This window comes from Winogradskyella sp. 266wxhm, assembly GCF_058964685.1.
In genome coordinates, this window is the sequence record NZ_CM179559.1 from 3057495 (window position 1) to 3075298 (window position 17804).

The 17804-nt window shown below is 33.1% G+C and carries 18 protein-coding genes; 4 read left to right on the forward strand and 14 right to left on the reverse strand.

Features of this window, described 5'->3' with window-relative positions; all coding sequences use genetic code 11:
* From AC2H4K_RS13785 to AC2H4K_RS13795, 3 genes are read left to right on the forward strand one after another with little or no spacing between them, the layout of a single operon-like run.
* The gene (locus tag AC2H4K_RS13785; RefSeq protein ID WP_281139966.1) at positions 1-822 is read left to right on the forward strand and encodes a rhomboid family intramembrane serine protease; all 822 of its coding nucleotides are present in this window, start codon (positions 1-3) and stop codon (positions 820-822) included.
* The gene (locus AC2H4K_RS13790) at positions 822-1712 is read left to right on the forward strand and encodes a rhomboid family intramembrane serine protease (RefSeq protein WP_281139965.1); all 891 of its coding nucleotides are present in this window, start codon (positions 822-824) and stop codon (positions 1710-1712) included. The genes AC2H4K_RS13785 and AC2H4K_RS13790 overlap by 1 nt, the downstream gene beginning before the upstream one ends.
* Before the next feature lie 25 nt (positions 1713-1737).
* Complete coding sequence (locus AC2H4K_RS13795) at positions 1738-2763, forward strand: endonuclease/exonuclease/phosphatase family protein (protein WP_281139964.1); 1026 nt, start codon at positions 1738-1740, stop codon at positions 2761-2763.
* Position 2764: 1 nt separating this feature from the next.
* On the opposite strand, the gene AC2H4K_RS13800 is transcribed toward AC2H4K_RS13795, so the two are convergent.
* From AC2H4K_RS13800 to AC2H4K_RS13835, 8 genes are read right to left on the reverse strand one after another with little or no spacing between them, the layout of a single operon-like run.
* Positions 2765-3073 (reverse strand): DUF6122 family protein, encoded by a 309-nt coding sequence (locus AC2H4K_RS13800; RefSeq protein ID WP_281139963.1) that lies wholly within the window; start codon positions 3071-3073, stop codon positions 2765-2767.
* Between the two features lie 2 nt (positions 3074-3075).
* Positions 3076-3687 carry a WbqC family protein gene (locus AC2H4K_RS13805; protein WP_281139962.1) on the reverse strand — a complete coding sequence of 204 codons (612 nt, stop codon included), beginning with the start codon at positions 3685-3687 and terminating at the stop codon, positions 3076-3078.
* 27 nt (positions 3688-3714) lie between these two features.
* Positions 3715-5328, reverse strand: coding sequence for a signal peptidase I (gene lepB / locus AC2H4K_RS13810; RefSeq protein WP_281139961.1), 1614 nt, complete (start codon positions 5326-5328; stop codon positions 3715-3717).
* Between the two features lie 35 nt (positions 5329-5363).
* Entirely contained in the window at positions 5364-5720 is a 357-nt protein-coding gene (locus AC2H4K_RS13815) for a four helix bundle protein (protein WP_281139960.1), read from the reverse strand.
* A 13-nt stretch (positions 5721-5733) separates the two neighbouring features.
* A complete protein-coding gene (gene dapB / locus AC2H4K_RS13820; protein ID WP_281139959.1) occupies positions 5734-6438 on the reverse strand; it encodes a 4-hydroxy-tetrahydrodipicolinate reductase in 705 nt (234 codons plus the stop codon).
* A gap of 1 nt (position 6439) precedes the next feature.
* On the reverse strand, positions 6440-7030 hold the full coding sequence (locus tag AC2H4K_RS13825) for a DUF5683 domain-containing protein (protein WP_281139958.1): 591 nt from the start codon (positions 7028-7030) through the stop codon (positions 6440-6442).
* Positions 7020-7922 carry a ParB/RepB/Spo0J family partition protein gene (locus AC2H4K_RS13830; protein ID WP_281139957.1) on the reverse strand — a complete coding sequence of 301 codons (903 nt, stop codon included), beginning with the start codon at positions 7920-7922 and terminating at the stop codon, positions 7020-7022. The genes AC2H4K_RS13825 and AC2H4K_RS13830 overlap by 11 nt, the downstream gene beginning before the upstream one ends.
* Positions 7923-8690 carry a ParA family protein gene (locus tag AC2H4K_RS13835; protein WP_281139956.1) on the reverse strand — a complete coding sequence of 256 codons (768 nt, stop codon included), beginning with the start codon at positions 8688-8690 and terminating at the stop codon, positions 7923-7925.
* Between the two features lie 244 nt (positions 8691-8934).
* Between AC2H4K_RS13835 and AC2H4K_RS13840 the strand changes: the two genes are divergently transcribed.
* Positions 8935-11697, forward strand: coding sequence for a M16 family metallopeptidase (locus tag AC2H4K_RS13840; RefSeq protein WP_281139955.1), 2763 nt, complete (start codon positions 8935-8937; stop codon positions 11695-11697).
* Positions 11698-11773: 76 nt separating this feature from the next.
* On the opposite strand, the gene AC2H4K_RS13845 is transcribed toward AC2H4K_RS13840, so the two are convergent.
* The 6 genes from AC2H4K_RS13845 to udk all read right to left on the reverse strand — a co-directional run bounded on the left by AC2H4K_RS13845 (position 11774) and on the right by udk (position 17792).
* Positions 11774-12703: an alpha/beta hydrolase gene (locus tag AC2H4K_RS13845; RefSeq protein WP_493742498.1), complete on the reverse strand. Its 930-nt coding sequence runs from the start codon at positions 12701-12703 to the stop codon at positions 11774-11776.
* 21 nt (positions 12704-12724) lie between these two features.
* Positions 12725-14839 carry a methylmalonyl-CoA mutase gene (gene scpA / locus AC2H4K_RS13850; RefSeq protein ID WP_493742499.1) on the reverse strand — a complete coding sequence of 705 codons (2115 nt, stop codon included), beginning with the start codon at positions 14837-14839 and terminating at the stop codon, positions 12725-12727.
* A gap of 1 nt (position 14840) precedes the next feature.
* A complete protein-coding gene (locus tag AC2H4K_RS13855) occupies positions 14841-15443 on the reverse strand; it encodes a hypothetical protein (protein ID WP_493742500.1) in 603 nt (200 codons plus the stop codon).
* A 69-nt stretch (positions 15444-15512) separates the two neighbouring features.
* Entirely contained in the window at positions 15513-16868 is a 1356-nt protein-coding gene (locus AC2H4K_RS13860) for a methylmalonyl-CoA mutase subunit beta (protein ID WP_493742501.1), read from the reverse strand.
* Positions 16861-17187, reverse strand: a complete 327-nt coding sequence (locus tag AC2H4K_RS13865; protein ID WP_281139950.1) for an FtsB family cell division protein — start codon at positions 17185-17187, stop codon at positions 16861-16863. Before AC2H4K_RS13865 ends, AC2H4K_RS13860 begins: the two co-directional genes overlap by 8 nt.
* Positions 17187-17792, reverse strand: coding sequence for a uridine kinase (udk, locus tag AC2H4K_RS13870; protein ID WP_281139949.1), 606 nt, complete (start codon positions 17790-17792; stop codon positions 17187-17189). Before udk ends, AC2H4K_RS13865 begins: the two co-directional genes overlap by 1 nt.
* Positions 17793-17804: the final 12 nt, after the last annotated feature.

Consider the following 17804-nt stretch of genomic DNA (forward strand, 5'->3'; position numbering starts at 1 on the left):
ATGAGATTTAATATAACAGATGCGGTTAAGCATCTTATCATAATTAATGTTGTGATGTTCATTGGAACAATCACATTAGGTAATGGTCATTTATTTGATACATTATTTACAATGTATTTTCCTACCAATGATTTATTTAAGCCTTGGCAGGTTATAACTCACATGTTTATGCATGGCGGACCAGCTCATATTTTTTTCAACATGTTTGCCCTTTGGATGTTTGGTACACCTGTGGAGCAAAGATTAGGGACTAAAAAATTTTTATTTATATATTTTTCAGCAGGTTTTGGAGCACTTCTTTTTCAATTAGGTTACTATTACTATGATTACTTTTCTGCAATGCAGGTAGTATCAGAGCTAGGAATGAATAGTGAGTTATTGCATAAGATTATGAATATAGATGCATTAGATGGAGAATATATAAGAGGAGAAATATTACATCAAAAAATGATACCTTTTCTGAACGAGTATAACTTTACTAATAATATTAATGATAATCAATTTAAAGCATTATTTGACTTAAACATTGTTAATAGAAGCGCCATGGTTGGTGCATCTGGTTGTATTATGGGAATATTAGCAGCCTTTGGTATGATGAATCCTAATGCAAAGTTGATGCTTATATTCCTACCTATTCCTATTAAGGCTAAGTATTTTATACCTGGATTAATTCTTCTAGATATAATATCAGCACTTACAGGTCAATCTTTCTTTAGTCCAAGTAATACAGCTTATATGGCGCACGTAGGTGGAGCTGTAATTGGATTTATAATCATGTACTTCTGGAAAAAGAATGATATGAATAAATACCGTTGGAATTAATGAGTAGTTTAGATAATATAAAAATTAAACTAACTAATTTTTCAATTAGTGAAAAGTATATCATTATAAACTGTGCTGTATTTGCAATTATTGCTATTGTAAATGCATTGTACTTTCTTTTTGCGGATAATCATTTGAGATTTTTTCAAGATTTTTTTGCATTACCAGCAGATATTGGAGTTTTAATAACTAGGCCTTGGACACTATTTACATATTTTTTTACTCATTTTAGCTTTAGACATCTATTTTCGAATATTATAGCTCTGTTCTTTTTCGGAAGGATATTTTTGATTTTTTACAATAGTAAACAGTTTTTAAAGCATTATATATTTGGTGGGCTTTTTGCAGGTTTAATATTTATAATTTCGTACAATTTATTTCCAGCACTAATAGAAAAAAAAGCAATACTTGTAGGTGCTTCAGCTTCCATTTTTTCAGTTCTTTTTGGTGCTACAGCTACTAGCCCATATTATAATTTTAACTTATTGGGGATATTCAAGATACCACTTTGGGTAATTTCATCCTTATACACTTTGTTATTTATATCTTCTTTACCCTATGCCAATTCTGGCGGAGAATTAGCACATTTAGGAGGTGCATTTTTTGGATATTTTTATGCTTTAGAATTAAAAAAAGGAAAAGATATTGGCTCAGGTTTTGAGCGTATGATGGATACTATCGCTAGTTGGTTTAAACCAAAATCTAATCTAAAAACTGTTCATAGAAGGCAAGGTAGGTCTAAAACCAAAATGGCTGGTAAAACTAAGCAAGAGTTTGATACGTATAATAAGCAAAAGAAGATCGATTTAATTCTTGATAAAATAAGCAAAAGTGGCTACGAAAGTTTAACAGCTGAGGAAAAAGAGTTTTTGTTTCGAGCAGGAAAGTAACAGTATTTTTGTTTAAAAAACTAATATGAAAAAGCTGAAATTTGTAAATAAAATAATTTTTGTGGTCAATTCATTGGCAGCATTTTTATTGCTTATTTCATATATTTTACCGTACATACCTCCAAAAAGTTTTGCAACATTATCCGTTTTAAGTCTTAGTGTCCCCTTGCTTATAATACTCAATCTTTTATTTTTCTTGTATTGGTTGCTTAAGGTGAAAAAACAGTTGCTTCTTTCACTCATTGTACTACTTCTTGGTTGGAGTCATATTACTTCTATGTATAAGTTTTCTAGTTCTAAAAATGTTAAAGACTCGGATGATTTTTCTGTGATGACATTTAATGTTAGGTTGTTCAATAGATTCGGTTGGTTGCCTAATATACATGTAAAAGAGGATATTGTAAAGCTTATTAAAACAGATAAACCAGATATTGTTTGCCTTCAAGAATATAGTAGAGGAAAAAACCCGATAAAAAATCTTGATGGCTATTATAATTTTAATGCAACTTATACAAAAGATGCGAAAGGTGGTCAGACTATATTTTCGAAATTTCCTATTATAAATTCAGGTTCATTAGAATTTCAAAACACATATAATAATGCCATTTTTGTAGATGTAGTTAAAGGGAAAGATACACTTAGGGTTTATACTTTACATTTACAATCTGCTGGTATTAGGACAGATGTAGATAATCTAAAACGAGAAACTTCTAGTCATTTATTTAAGCAAGTTGGAGCAACTTTTAAAGCTCAACAAGAACAGGTGGAATTGTTTTTAGATCATAAATCTAAATGTAAATACAAGACCATAATAACAGGTGACTTTAATAATACGGCATATTCTTACATCTATAAAGAAATAAAAGGTGAAGACTATGTAGATACGTTCGAAGAAGCTGGTAATGGTTTTGGTAGAACTTTCGATTTCAAATTCTTTCCCTTACGTATCGATTTTATTTTAGCGGATGAAGATTTTACAGTTAATGGTTTTAAAACCTATGATGTAAAACTCTCTGATCACTACCCAATTAAAGCAACGCTCAAACTTTAATTCACATTAATAGGCAATCTGTTGTGTCAGCTAATATGTGAATGGTTAGCCCAATGCCTATTAATCTAGTTTTTTTAGGAATGAGTAATAAGCAATAGATAATGATGGCGTAATACGAATGTAACGGATGAAAATTGATACTACATCTGTTGGAATTAAAAATAGGATTTGCAAGAAGGTGATCTAAATCAATTAGCATTCCTAAAAGCATTATGCCATAAGCTTTCAACCAAAAACTTCTGAAAAATAATACCGCTATCAAAAGCGGTAATCCAAAATGGATACCATAATGAATTGTAGATTGAACCATTATTAAGGCTTTTGTTTTTGTAGATACAATTCTGTATTGGGGCCTTTATTAAATAACAAATCTAGTATGCTCAAGTTAGTTATAAACCCATGCTTATCAGTGAAGACTTGAGTGTATGGTGAAAGTGTCTCTGCTTTATAGTTTCTATTGACTAAGTTTCTGAAATCAGTTACTTGATCTGGATCTTTTTCAAAAACTTTAGTTTTGGTTACGTTGATTTCTAATTGAAGGCAATCCTTTAATATTTCAATACAATTCAAATTTAGGTCTAATATGAAGTCGAATTGATTCTCAAACAAAGGCATTAAATCATCAATATAGTATTCATAAAAAGGCGACATACTATAAGCCGATTGTAATGATTTAAGATGCTGTTGTTGCCATAATCCGTCGTTAGCTATGGCAACATCTTTGTAGAGCTGCCTATTCTTTTGAGTGTAACTCACAGGAACAGTTAATGCCAGTTTACCGTTAGCTGAATATATTTCAGCTCTATTTCTAAAGCTTTGTTTTTGATAATTATCGCAGACTTCAAAAATAACTCCATCAGAATTAACCATAGCCACAAAATGAGCAACATTAGGAAAATATGTAGGATGTAGAAGACAACTCATCTTGTCTTTTTAGTTTAGAAATGAGATTTAGGCTTTGGCCTTCTTTTTCTTTCTCCATTTGTTGAAAAAGGTAAGTCCTAAAACAACAACTATAAAAGGAATGAAATAAGAGGTGCGTTCACCATTTCCGCTTACAGTTGTAAAGATTCTGTCCCATCTGAAACTCCAGTTTTTTATACCGTCGTTTATACCATCAATGCTCATCCAAATGAATACAGGTTTACCAAAAATATGATTGTAAGGTACAAATCCCCAAAATCTACTGTCAATAGAATTGTGTCTATTATCTCCCATCATCCAGTAGTAATCTTGCTTAAAGGTGTAAGAAGTTGCAGGCTGGTCGTTTATAAAAATCTGATTTCCTCTAGTAACTACAGTATTACCTTCATATTCTGATATGGCACGTTTATAAAGCGGTAGATTTTTAGAAGTTAAGTTAACCGTTTTACCTTTTTTAGGAATCCAAATGGATCCAAAGTTGTCAATATTCCAATTGTAACTTTGGTCTTGAGGAAAGATATTTTCTCTTTCTCCAGAGGCTCTTCTAACAGGTTTTGTACTTGCAACGTTTGGTTGGACTTTTAACTGATTTATAGCCTCTTCTGTTGCTGCAAAAATTCTATAGGTACCATCATTATTTAATCCAGCTCCATCAGTAATACCTAATTTCTTTAATAATTCAAAAAATCTAATTTGTTCGCCTTGACTTCTAATAGGTTGTTTCAATGTAATATCATAAGAAAATTGAAGCTTAGCTCTATTTGGAAGTACATTCTGTTTTCCATTTATAAAAACATAACCATTTTTTATTTCGAGAGAATCACCAGGTAAACCAACACATCGTTTTACTAAATTAGTTTTCTTGTCTATTGGCTTGTAGTAATTACGATCTGGATTAAAAACATTCATATCCAGAAGCGTATCTGCAGGCTGATTGAACACTACAATATCGTTGCGTTCTACATCTTCAAAACCTGGTAGTCTGAAATATGGTAACTGTAGCTTATTCATCCATGATGTATTACGTTTTCCGTATTCATCATTGAATAAATAAGATTTGATACCTAACTTAGGAATAGTATCGTGTACCATTGGTGCAGCGACAGTGGTCATAGGTGTTCTTGCACCATAATGAATTTTACTTACTATTAAAAAGTCGCCAACCAAGAGTGATTTTTCCAAAGACGAAGATGGAATAACAAACGGTTGAAAAAAGTAAGTATGTACTATTGTAGCAGCAACTATAGCAAATAGGATAGAGGTGATCCATTCGCCAGTAGAGGTCTTAGGTTTTAGCTTTCTGTCTTTGATAAATTGAACATCAGTTGCATAATTCAAATAGTATAAATAAAAGCCTAGAGTTACAATACACAAAAGTGCATCAACTTTAGAATCTTTACCAAAAGCTCTTGCAGTTTCTACCCAAGCAGCTGGAATCATGATAAGATTTACAATTGGTAAAAACATTAAAATAACCCACCACCAAGGACGCGTTATAATTTTCATTAGAACGACTGCATTATACACAGGAACAAATGCTTCCCATGCTTGTCTTCCTGCTTTTATGTAGAGTTTCCATGTGCCTAAACCATGGATGATTTGTAATACTATTAGAAAAATAAACCACTGCGTCCAGCTCATAATTTTATAAATGATAATTGTCTAATGACAAATGATTAATTGTTAAGGTTCAAATTTGCAGTTTTTCTTGATGATATAAAAATCCTTGTAAGTTCATCTGCTTCATTTAACAAAGATTTACAATTGCTCGAAGGTAAGAGTTTTTCGTCAATAATGAATTCTAGCCAGAAATGACTTTCATCAATTTCTTCTATAACAATACTTATTTTAGAAATAAAACTACGCTTAGACTGAGCAATACAAGTAGCTCTGTAATTGGCAGCTACAGATGTAGAGCATCTAATAAGTTGCTTTTTTATATGGTTGGATAAATAATTATCTGGTAATATTGAGGCTAACTTTACAACATTGTGCGCAAAGATTTTTGTTCTATGCTTTAAGTCATTCTTCATTAAACATTAGTCATTAACCATTAATATTTAACACATCTTTCATATTAAAGATGCCTTTTTTTCCTTGTATCCATTCTGCTGCAATAACAGCTCCCATAGCAAAACCTTGTCTGCTGTGCGCTGTGTGCTTTATGCTTATGGAATCTATTTCAGAATTATAAGTGATTTCATGAGTACCAGGAACACCTTCAATACGTTTGGCTTCAATGTGTATTTCGTTAGATTTAGGAAGGTCTAATGTCCAATTCGTATATTCAGTTTGCTTTATAATATCTTCAGCTAAAGTTATAGCTGTTCCACTAGGAGCATCTAGTTTTTGTGTATGATGAATTTCTTCCATTTCAGTAGAGTACTCTGTGAAATTAGACATCATCTCTGCTAATTTTTTATTAATCTCGAAAAAGATATTGACTCCCAAACTGAAATTTGAAGCATATAGAAAAGCTCCATTTTTTGAATTGCAATACGCAACAATTTCATCATACTTATCTAGCCAACCTGTTGTACCCGAAATAACAGGAACATTAGCATCTAGAGCGCGTTTAATATTGTCAATGGCAGTTGAAGGTAAACTAAAGTCGATAGCAACATCTGTTGTAGAAAAATCAAAGTCGTTTGTGCTGCTAGTAGCTTTTAAAGAAATGTTATGATTACGATCTATGGCAATAGCTTCAATGCTTTTACCCATTTTACCGTAGCCTAATAATGCTATATTCATTTTAAAATTTAAAATTCATAGTTAAACCCAAATCAGATGTGTTTTCCATCTGATTATATTGGTAATGTGGTCTGAAGCTTAAGTTTTCGTCAACATTAAACTGAAGTAAATGCGCATCAACATTGGCATCGATGATGTTTAGTGCGTATAGACCAAAAGTAACCAATAAGGAAACCTCCTTGTTTCTTCGGAATTGTTCTTGTGCTCTAATGAGACCTTCGTCGGAAACAACATTTTGAAATTCATCGTCTGTAAAACCAGCTAAACGTCTTTTATAAGCATCTCTATAGCGGTCGAACTGTTTGTCATTTCTAACATAGAAATAAATACCAGTACCAATAGCACCCCAAACAAGTGGGATTTTCCAATATCTTTTATTGTAGGCTTGTCCTAAACCAGGTAAGATAGCAGAATAAAAAGCCGCTTTAGAAGGTCTTAAAGGATCAATTTCTTTTTTGGTAACAAGATCTTCCTCAAGAACAACAACCTCATTAGTTAAACCAAGACTATCTTTTACTTTTTCCTGTTGTGAAAAAGCATAGAATACTGAAAAAAGACACAGTAAAACAGTGAAAACATGTTTATTTGGCACTTTGTACTAATTTTTTAATACGATTAAAATCTTCCTCAGAATGGAATGGAATAGAGATTTTACCACTACCATTCTTAGACATTTTAACGTCTATTTTATGTCCAAAGTATTCAGAGAATTCTTTTATTCCTTTTTTAATATGTTTAGGAACTTCTGTAGGTGTAGATTCTGTTTTTTCAGGACTTTCAGAATTTAAGTTTTTAACTAATTGCTCTGTTGCTCTAACAGATAGTTTATTACTAATAATTTTTTCATAAACTTCTAACTGATCCACTTGGCTTTCAATATTTACCATGGCTCTACCATGTCCCATACTTATAAAACCATCACGCATTCCTGTTTGAATGATTGGATCTAATTTTAATAAGCGTAAGTAGTTGGCTATTGTAGAACGTTTTTTACCAACACGATCACTCATTTGTTCTTGTGTTAGATTAATCTCATCAATAAGTCTTTGATAAGATAAAGCAATTTCTATTGGGTCTAAATCTTGACGTTGAATGTTTTCAACCAATGCCATCTCAAGAGACTCTTGGTCGTTAGCAATACGTATGTAAGCAGGAATAGCTTCTAGACCAATTAATTTAGAAGCTCTAAAACGACGTTCACCAGATACTAGTTGGTATTTGTTAAACGCTAATTTTCTAACCGTTATTGGTTGTATAACACCAAGTTCTCTAATTGACGACGCTAATTCGCGTAGTGTTTCTTCATTAAAATTTGTTCTAGGTTGAAAAGGGTTAACCTCAATACTGTCAATTTCTAGTTCAACAATATTACCTACAACTTTATCTGCGTTAATATCTTCAGCAGAATTTATATCATTTTCTGGATCTTTCAATAAAGCAGAAAGTCCTCGTCCTAGTGCTTGCTTTTTCGTTGCCTTCGCCATTTACTTTTCATTTTTGTTTATCAACTCCTTGGCTAAATTCAAATAATTTACTGCTCCTTTACTGCTTACATCATAGTTGATTATACTTTCTCCATAACTTGGTGCTTCACCCAAACGTACATTACGTTGAATGATAGTATCAAAAACCATATCACTAAAATGCTTTTGTACTTCTTCAACAACTTGGTTAGATAAGCGCAAGCGCGAATCGTACATGGTCAGTAGCATACCTTCAATGTCTAACGATTGATTATGGATTTTCTGTACACTTTTAATAGTATTTAACAGTTTGCCTAAACCTTCAAGTGCAAAATATTCACATTGAATAGGAATAATCACTGAGTCAGATGCTGTTAAAGCATTAAGTGTTAATAAACCTAAAGAAGGCGCACAATCAATCAGAATATAATCATATTCCGATTTTAAGTCAACAATAGCCTTCTTAAGCATATACTCACGTTCGTCCTTGTCTACCAATTCAATTTCAATAGCAACAAGATCAATATGTGCAGGTATGACATCAACGTTTGGAGCGTTAGAAGCTACAATAGCTTCTTTAGCAGTTAGTGTGTGTTCTAATACCTGATACGAGCCAATCTCTACCGTGTCTACATCTAGACCAAGACCAGAACTGGCATTGGCTTGAGGATCAGCATCTATAAGTAGGACTTTTTTCTCTAGAGCTCCCAAGGAAGCAGCTAAATTTACTGAGGTTGTTGTTTTACCAACACCACCTTTTTGATTAGCAATTGCAATGATTTTACCCATTAAATGATTTGGTTTATTAAGGGTTTAAAAATACGATTATTTATCATTTTAGGAAATCGAAGTTGTTAACAGTTGGTTTTATTATTAATAAAAAATGGTTTTTAGCCTAAATCTTTTTTAAAGAAGTGAGAATGATACTTACTAAAACTTGTAAAAGTTTTGTTAAATGCTCTAATAGTCAATTTTTTAACATCATTTTAAATCTGAATTTTTAACTTTATAACAATTCTAAAAATTATCAATCATGAAATTAAACATTCGTACTACACTAGTACTGGTTGTGTTATTTTTAATGTCATTTGGCATAAATGCACAACCAAAACAAACAGCTTCCGTAGAGGGAATTACCGAGTATGTCTTGGATAACGGACTTAAGGTCTTATTGTTTCCAGACAACTCATCTCAGACCATAACCGTTAATATTACCTACAAAGTCGGCTCTAGACATGAAGGTTATGGTGAAAAAGGTATGGCTCACCTCTTGGAGCATATGGTTTTTAAAGGCACCCCAAATCATCCTGATATTCCAAAGGAATTAACCTCTCATGGTGCGAGACCTAATGGTACTACTTGGTACGATCGTACAAACTATTTTGAAACCTTTAATGCTACTGACGAAAATTTAGATTGGGCATTAGACTTGGAGGCCGACCGAATGGTGAATTCTTACATCGCAAAAAAGGATTTAGAATCTGAATTTTCCGTTGTGAGAAATGAGTTTGAATCAGGTGAAAACTCTCCAACAGGTGTTTTGATGGAGAAGGTTATAAGTTCTGCTTTTCTATGGCATAATTACGGACAGTCTACTATTGGAAATAAATCCGATATTGAACGTGTGCCAATAGAAAACCTTCAGAATTTTTATAAAAAGTATTACCGTCCGGATAATGCTGTATTAATGGTAACGGGAAAGTTTGAAAAGGATAAAACCTTGGCTTTAATTCAAAAGAAATTCGGTAGTATTAAAAATCCTGAAACACCTTTAAAAGATGTGCCAACAGTAGAGCCACCACAAGATGGTGAAAAACGAGTTGAGCTAAGTAGAGTAGGAGATTTACAATTGGTTTCAGCTTTATATCACACTGCAGCAGGTTCACATGAAGATTATGCCTATTTAGCGCTTATAGAAGATGTGTTAACCGATCAGCCTTCGGGCCGTTTGTATAAAGCTTTGATAGAAAGTAAAAAAGCCTCTTCAATATGGAGTTTTTCACCTTTTACCAAAGAACCAGGATTTATGTACTTTAATGTTGATGTGCCTTCCGATAAGTCATTAGCCGAAGCAGAATCTACTTTACTAAACATTTTTGATGGTCTAAGAGATAATCCTATTACTGAAGAAGAATTAAAGCGAGCTAAGTCTAATTTAGGTAAGCAAATGGACCAAATACTAAGAAATTCGTCTTATCTAGGCACTTATACAAGTGAGTTTATTGGTGCCGGAGATTGGAGGTTGATGTTCATTTTTAGAGATCGTGTAGAGAATGCGACTTTAGAAGAGGTTAACAATGCGCTTAGCCGTTATTTTATTAAAACCAACAGAACTGTTGGGAATTTTATTCCGACCAAAAAGCCAATGCGAATTGATATTCCGCATACTGAAGGTTTAGAAGATTTAGTATCTAATTACAAAGGTAAAGAAGCGTTGAGTGCAGGTGAAGCTTTTGATGTGTCTTATGCTAATATTCAAGATCGTTTAGAGACTGGTGAAATAGGAGGAACAGGTATTGAGTATGGGTTCATCAAAAAAGATAATAGAGGAGAAACGGTAAATGTCACCTTTACTTTTAGAAACGGAAGTGTTGATGACTTAATGAATAAGGGAGATGTGGCAAGCTATACGGCTAGAATGCTTAACAAAGGGACTAAGTCTAAATCGAGACAAGAAATTGAAGATAAACTGAGTGAATTGAAATCGAGTGTTTATTTCAGTGGTAATAATGGTAGAACCTATGCTTCCGTAAGTTCCACTAAAGAAAATTTAATGGAAACAATTAAGTTAATGACAGAAATGCTGAAAACACCAGCATTTGACCAAGAAGAACTCGATAAATTAAAGACTCAGGATATAGCTAATATTGAACGTAACAAAACCGAACCTCAATATTTGGTTCAAAAGAAATTAGGTCAGATTAATCAGAATTATGAAAAAGGACATCCTTTGTATAATATGACAATGGAAGAGGAGCTTCAGGCAATAAATGATGTTACTGTAGAAGCTATTCAAGATTATTATAATGATTTTTATGGTATCTCTAATAATGCCACATTAGTAGCTATAGGTAATATTGATGAAAAAGAATTAAAGGATTATTTTGAAAAAGAGTACGCTGATTTTAAATCAGATTTACCATATTCTGAAATTAAGGATCCATTTAAGGTTAATAATCCAGCTAATGAAAGCATTAAAACACCAGACAAGAAAAATGCTTTTACTCTAGGTTTCTTAAATTTTGAATTAAGTCAGTACGACGATGATTATGCAGCTTTACAAATTGCAGGAACTGTGTTTGGTGGTGGTTTCTTAAACTCTCGTATTGCTACAAGATTGCGTCAACAAGATGGAGTGAGTTATGGCGCAGGTGGTGGCGTTAATGTGGATAGCAATAAAGATGATAAAAACTCAGGTATGTTTATCTATGCTATCTACGCACCAGAAAATGAGGCTAAAGTACAGCAAGGCTTTAGAGAAGAAATAGCACGTTTTATAGAAGGTGGTATTACACAACAAGAATTAGATGATGCTGTTGCCGGTTGGGTGCAAGCACAGAGTGTTTCTAGAGCAAAAGATGGTGAATTGGCAAGTACAATTAATAACAATTTGTACTATGATAGAGATATGATGTTCCAAAAAGAAATTGAAGAAAAAGTAAAAAAACTTACGGTCGAAGATGTAAACAAAGCCATTAAGACCTATTTTAAAGAAATGGATAAATGGTCGGTAGTAAATGGTGGAGATTTTAAGGAATATGATATTAAAAATGAAGATAAAGACGTTGAAGACTAGACATAATTAATATTCATGAAAAGTAAAGCCCTTCAACAGAAGGGCTTTTTGTTTTAATATTCTTAAATGAAATTATTCAATGGTTTTGATTATCTAAAAATTGAATAACTTCATTGAAGTAATTATCGCCTCCAATTTTCCATACGTTAAGGTGATTTGCGGACGCTATTTCTTTGAAAATTTTATCGCTACTTTTTATTTTAGAGAAGTTTTGTTTGCCGTATTTAATGTTAATTCTATCATCTTTATTCCCATGAACAATAAGTGTTGGTTGTGTAATATTACTGCTGTATTTTATTGGTTTGGCATCGTTGGGGTCAAATCCTGCAATAGAGGCTGCTCTGTTGGCTAAGTAATTAGAAAAAGGTGCAAAGCTAAAACCTGCATTTAAATGAAAATAATCATTAACGATAGTTTTGTAATCTGTAAATGTACTTTCAATTATTCCAAACTTAATCCGATTGTCATATCCAAGAGCTTGAAGTGCAACAGCGCCACCTAAAGATTGTCCCCAAATTCCAATATCTTCAATGTCTTCATTTTTGATTAAATAATCCATTAAAGCTTTTACATCTTTTTTCTCTTTTACACCAAAAGTACAAAACTGACCTTCGCTTTCTCCATGAGCTCTTAAATCTAGTGCAACAGAGTTATAGCTATTTTCCGCAAGGAAAGTACTTAATTCCAAAAAATGATCTTTACTAGAGCGAATACCGTGAAGTAATATAAGTGTTCCTTTTGCAGTGTCTTTAGAAGAATATGTCAAACGTGCAGATAATTTTATGTTATCGAAAGATATAATGTCTAAATCTTTGCGGATAATTTCAGAATGATTATCAGTTAATAATTCAACTTTAACAGGTTTATTTCTTTTAATTAAGCCAACAATAGGATTTCTTATCTCCGTGATAAGTCTAGGAACAAAAAAGTGTAAAATCAAGAAGCCGAAAACTAAAACCGTTAGAGCAAGTCTTTTTATTGTTTTAGTTTTCGGCTTTTTTATCATTAAAAATGAGTTATTAATTTTTTAATCTATCAAAATCTCTAAAATTTTGATAGCAGCATCACTGATTTTAGTTCCAGGTCCAAAAACCGCAACGGCACCAGAATCAAAAAGATATTGGTAATCTTGTTTTGGAATCACTCCACCAACAATGACCATAATATCATCTCTACCGTAAGCTTTTAGTTCTTCAATAACCTGAGGAACTAACGTTTTGTGTCCTGCAGCTAAAGAGGATACGCCCAAGATGTGAACATCGTTTTCAACGGCTTGCTTAGCAGCTTCTTTTGGCGTTTGAAATAGTGGGCCAATATCTACATCAAAACCAACATCAGCATAACCAGTGGCAACAACTTTAGCACCTCTGTCGTGCCCATCTTGTCCCATTTTCGCAATCATAATACGAGGTCTTCTACCTTCTTGTTCCGCAAACGTGTCGGCTAGTTCTCTTGCTTTCTTAAAACTTTTATCGTCTTTCACTTCTTTGCTGTACACTCCACTAAATGATTTTATTTGTGCTTTATGCCTTCCGAATTCCACTTCTAGAGCATCACTAATTTCACCTAAAGTAGCACGTTTTCTGGCGGCATCTACAGCTAAAGCTAGTAAATTTTCGTCACCTGTTTTAGCGGCTGAGGTCAATTTGTCTAAAGCAGCTTTAACTTCGTTAGTGTTTCTGGTAGATTTTATACTATTTAAACGCTCTATTTGCTGGTTGCGAACGGTTTGGTTATCCACTTCCAAAATTTGAAGAGGATCTTCTTGTTCAAGTTGATATTTGTTCACACCAACAATAATATCCTTGCCAGAGTCTATTCGTGCTTGTTTACGTGCAGCAGCTTCCTCAATTCTAAGTTTTGGAATTCCAGCTTCAATAGCTTTGGTCATGCCACCTAACTCTTCAACTTCTTGGATTAATTCCCATGCCTTATGAGCAATATCATGGGTTAGTTTTTCAACATAATAACTACCAGCCCAAGGGTCAACCGTTTTGGTGATATGTGTTTCTTCTTGAAGATAAATCTGTGTATTTCTTGCGATACGTGCCGAAAAGTCTGTTGGTAATGCAATAGCTTCATCTAAAGCATTGGTATGTAAACTTTGCGTGCCACCAAAAGCAGCAGCAGAAGCTTCAATACAGGTTCTCGCTACATTGTTGAATGGGTCTTGTTCTGTTAAACTCCAACCTGAAGTTTGACAGTGTGTTCGCAATGCTAAGGATTTTGAGTTCTTTGGGTTGAATTGCTTCACTAATTTTGCCCAAAGCATTCGCGCAGCACGCATTTTAGCAATTTCCATAAAGTGATTCATTCCAATAGCCCAGAAAAAGGATAGGCGAGGAGCAAAGGTGTCGATGTCCATTCCTGCGGCTAAACCTGTTTTAATATATTCTAAACCGTCGGCAAGTGTGTAAGCTAGCTCAATATCACAGGTTGCTCCTGCTTCTTGCATATGGTAGCCAGAAATACTGATGCTATTGAATTTCGGCATATTTTGACTTGTATATTCAAAAATGTCCGAAATAATTTTCATAGATGGAGTCGGTGGGTAAATGTAAGTGTTACGCACCATAAACTCTTTTAAAATATCGTTTTGAATGGTTCCTGCAAGTAGCTCGGGTTTTACACCTTGTTCTTCAGCAGCAACAATATAAAAAGCCATAATTGGTAACACAGCGCCATTCATGGTCATAGAAACCGACATTTTATCTAAAGGAATTTGATCGAAAAGAATTTTCATATCTTCAACCGAATCAATGGCAACTCCAGCTTTACCAACGTCGCCAACAACACGCTCGTGGTCTGAGTCGTAACCTCTGTGTGTTGCTAAATCAAACGCAACGGAAAGTCCTTTTTGTCCAGCCGCTAAATTGCGTCTGTAAAACGCGTTACTTTCCTCTGCGGTAGAAAAACCAGCATATTGTCTTATGGTCCAAGGTCGACGAACATACATTGTTGAATATGGACCGCGCAGATTGGGAGCGATACCAGCCACAAAATTGAGGTGTTCAACATTCTTTAAATCATCTTTTGAATATGTAGATTTTACCTTGATATCTTCTGCGGTAAGAAAATCATTATTGTCTTTTTTTGTATTGCTCTTTTTTTCTAGAGTAATATTTTGAATGTTTTTTCTCATCTTAGATATTATTTCTTTTATCACCGTACTCAATCGCCTTGATGTATGGTCGTAAATCCAAATTAGTATTGGATTTTGTCATTATTGTAAAAGTCTGAAGAAATTTTGAGGCTATATAGAATTCCCAAAAGACAGAATCATTTTCGCTCTGAGTTCTACCTCTTGTTGTCATTAATTGAAAGTTACTGGTGTTAGTGAATTTATCATCTGTAACATCAATCGTTGCTAAGGAATCTGTCATGTATGCACGTAATAAAGAATTTCTATATCCTTTATAATCATTCATCAGTTTGTCATTAAGTCTCATATGTTCTACTTCATTTATAATAAGAAAAGCATAATCGGTAGAGTCCTCGTTATAAAAATATTGAGCATTAAAAGCTTCTGGAAGAGCATATCTGTTTTTATAAAACAGGTCTATACTTTCTTTTAATTTTGGATGATGAATGGTTTTTATTAGTGAATCAAATTCTAAATCATTAGTAATATAAGAACCTTTGAAATTAGTTGGGATATAATAGCTTAAATTAGAATTTTCTGAAAAAAAATATTTGCCGTCCAAATTAAGTGTGTAATCTTTTTTTTGATTATGACAACTTAGCATGATTAATGAAAGTATTTGTAGAGCAAACACTTTATAAAAAACAACTATAGATTTTCTCAATACCATATTTTATTCTTCTTTTAATCTTTTGATTTCCAATTTCTCAGACAACCTTTTTTGTAGTATTGGTTCAATAATAGTTTTACGCTTTTCGATTTTTAAAAACGGACTGATTTCTAGATCGTTTTTCATTTTGTCATTAGGATTTGGATGTTTATTTGTTCCTAATAACACTATTTTTTCAGCATCAAAATCAGCTTCTTCTTTAGCAGCACTTTCTTTAATTTTTCTTTGAATTGTACCTTCTTTTAACTGATGTAAAAAACCACCATTAGCTTCAACGTCTTTAAAAAGAGCTAAGGCTTTTTCTGCTAATTGCTCAGTAAGGTTTTCAATGTAATAAGCTCCATCGGCAGGATTATTAACCTTATCAAAATAACTTTCATTTTTTAATACTAAAAGTTGATTTCTAGAAATGCGCTCACCAAATTCATTCGACTTATGATATAGCGCATCATAGGGTGAATTACAAACTACATTAGCTCCTCCTAAAACTGCACTCATACATTCTGTGGTAGTACGTAAGAGATTTACGTTATAATCGTATATGGTTTTGTTTCTTTTGCTTGGTGTGGTTATAATTTTGCAATCGGTATTTATGCCATATTCATTTGCTAATGCAGACCACAGCTGTCTTAAGGCCCTTAATTTTGCAATTTCAAAAAAGTAGTTAGAACCTACAGAGACATTGAAGGTTATATGAAGAGTCGATTTTGCTTCACTTGAGATGATACTGTCTAAATGATTTAGATACTCGTTTGCATGAGCCATTCCGTATGCCAACTGCTGAATTATTGATGCACCAGCATTTTGATACAAGCTTAAATCAACTGAAAATTGATTTGTGGTTTTTACAATAGCGTCAAATTTTTCGTGATCGTCTTTAAGGTTACTGTACCAATTGCCAGTTTTAGCAAGGTTGCCAATAATATCTGTATGTAAAGTAAGTTCACTATTGATTGCCTTAAGGTTTGTCGAAAAACTTTCAGAAAGAAATTCGCATTTTAATTCTACAAGGCAAGTAATGTTTTTCAATAAATCTTCAACAGAAACATCCTTAGAAGTAACAATAAATAAAATACTTTCTGCGCCACGTTCTATGGCATTGACAGCTGTTTTATTAGCTTCTTTGGCATCTTCTACAGTAATAGATTGGCAGATTTTCCATTCCGTGGCTTTTGAATTTGAAACTTCTGGTAAACTATCAAATTCATCAGGATGATAAAAAGGTTTTACATCTATGCCTTCGTTGGTTTTCCATATAAGCGTGTCATTGTAATCGGCACCTTTGAGGTCTACTTGTATTTTTTGTTTCCAGGCTTTTGAGGAAACTCCTTCAAAATCATTAAATAAAGATTTACTCATCTTCTTGTTGTTTAGCTATACTGTCTTCGTATTCTATTATAAAAATATCTTCGTCAGGCTTTTTCATGTAATAGTTTTCGCGTGCTGTACGCTCAATACCTTCCTCAGTACTTAGTTCTTTTATGGCTTTATCGTCTTTAGCCATTTCATTTTTATAATGTTCTTTTTGATATTCTAACTCCTCAATATCAGAATTTAATTCATGATGAAAAAGAAGCGAATGCGCATCAAAAAACAACATCCAAATTACAAAAACTATTAAAACTAATAGATAAATGTTCTTAAATGGTTTTAGATATTTTGAATCGAAAAAAGCCATTATAAACGTTCGTTAATTATTGTTTTAACGATATCTACCGCAACTGTGTTGTATTTGTTATTAGGAATAATGATGTCTGCATATTCTTTCATTGGTTCTATGAATTGCTGATGCATAGGTTTTAGAGTTGTTTGATAGCGGTTTAAAACTTCATCAATATCTCTGCCACGTTCAGAAATATCACGTTTTAATCTTCGGATTAAGCGCTCATCAGAATCGGCATGAACAAATATTTTAATGTCGAATAAGTCTCTAATTTCAGGGTGTGAAAGTATTAAAATACCTTCTACAATCATTACTTTTCTAGGTTTGGTAACTATAACATCTCCTGTACGATTGTGCTTTACAAATGAGTACACAGGTTGATTTATGGAGTTTCCTTTTTTGAGTTCTTTAAGGTGTTCTTCCAATAACTCAAAGTCAATTGAGCGTGGATGATCAAAATTGATTTTTACACGTTCTTGAAAACTCAGGTGAGACGTATCTTTATAGTAAGAATCTTGTGAGATTACGCCAACTTCACCCTCAGGCAATTCACTCAATAGCGTATTTACAACTGTTGTTTTTCCACAACCGGTACCTCCAGCAATTCCGATTATTAGCATTATAAATTTTAG

Bases quoted from the DNA above. Each gene is read 5' to 3' on its own strand.
- AC2H4K_RS13785 (WP_281139966.1), top strand. From the start codon at position 1: ATGAGATTTAATATAACAGATGCGGTTAAGCATCTTATCATAATTAAT.
- AC2H4K_RS13790 (WP_281139965.1), top strand. From the start codon at position 822: ATGAGTAGTTTAGATAATATAAAAATTAAACTAACTAATTTTTCAATT.
- AC2H4K_RS13795 (WP_281139964.1), top strand. From the start codon at position 1,738: ATGAAAAAGCTGAAATTTGTAAATAAAATAATTTTTGTGGTCAATTCA.
- AC2H4K_RS13800 (WP_281139963.1), bottom strand. From the start codon at position 3,073: ATGGTTCAATCTACAATTCATTATGGTATCCATTTTGGATTACCGCTT.
- AC2H4K_RS13805 (WP_281139962.1), bottom strand. From the start codon at position 3,687: ATGAGTTGTCTTCTACATCCTACATATTTTCCTAATGTTGCTCATTTT.
- lepB (WP_281139961.1), bottom strand. From the start codon at position 5,328: ATGAGCTGGACGCAGTGGTTTATTTTTCTAATAGTATTACAAATCATC.
- AC2H4K_RS13815 (WP_281139960.1), bottom strand. From the start codon at position 5,720: ATGAAGAATGACTTAAAGCATAGAACAAAAATCTTTGCGCACAATGTT.
- dapB (WP_281139959.1), bottom strand. From the start codon at position 6,438: ATGAATATAGCATTATTAGGCTACGGTAAAATGGGTAAAAGCATTGAA.
- AC2H4K_RS13830 (WP_281139957.1), bottom strand. From the start codon at position 7,922: ATGGCGAAGGCAACGAAAAAGCAAGCACTAGGACGAGGACTTTCTGCT.
- AC2H4K_RS13835 (WP_281139956.1), bottom strand. From the start codon at position 8,690: ATGGGTAAAATCATTGCAATTGCTAATCAAAAAGGTGGTGTTGGTAAA.
- AC2H4K_RS13840 (WP_281139955.1), top strand. From the start codon at position 8,935: ATGAAATTAAACATTCGTACTACACTAGTACTGGTTGTGTTATTTTTA.
- AC2H4K_RS13845 (WP_493742498.1), bottom strand. From the start codon at position 12,703: ATGATAAAAAAGCCGAAAACTAAAACAATAAAAAGACTTGCTCTAACG.
- scpA (WP_493742499.1), bottom strand. From the start codon at position 14,839: ATGAGAAAAAACATTCAAAATATTACTCTAGAAAAAAAGAGCAATACA.
- AC2H4K_RS13855 (WP_493742500.1), bottom strand. From the start codon at position 15,443: ATGCTAAGTTGTCATAATCAAAAAAAAGATTACACACTTAATTTGGAC.
- AC2H4K_RS13860 (WP_493742501.1), bottom strand. From the start codon at position 16,868: ATGAGTAAATCTTTATTTAATGATTTTGAAGGAGTTTCCTCAAAAGCC.
- AC2H4K_RS13865 (WP_281139950.1), bottom strand. From the start codon at position 17,187: ATGGCTTTTTTCGATTCAAAATATCTAAAACCATTTAAGAACATTTAT.
- udk (WP_281139949.1), bottom strand. From the start codon at position 17,792: ATGCTAATAATCGGAATTGCTGGAGGTACCGGTTGTGGAAAAACAACA.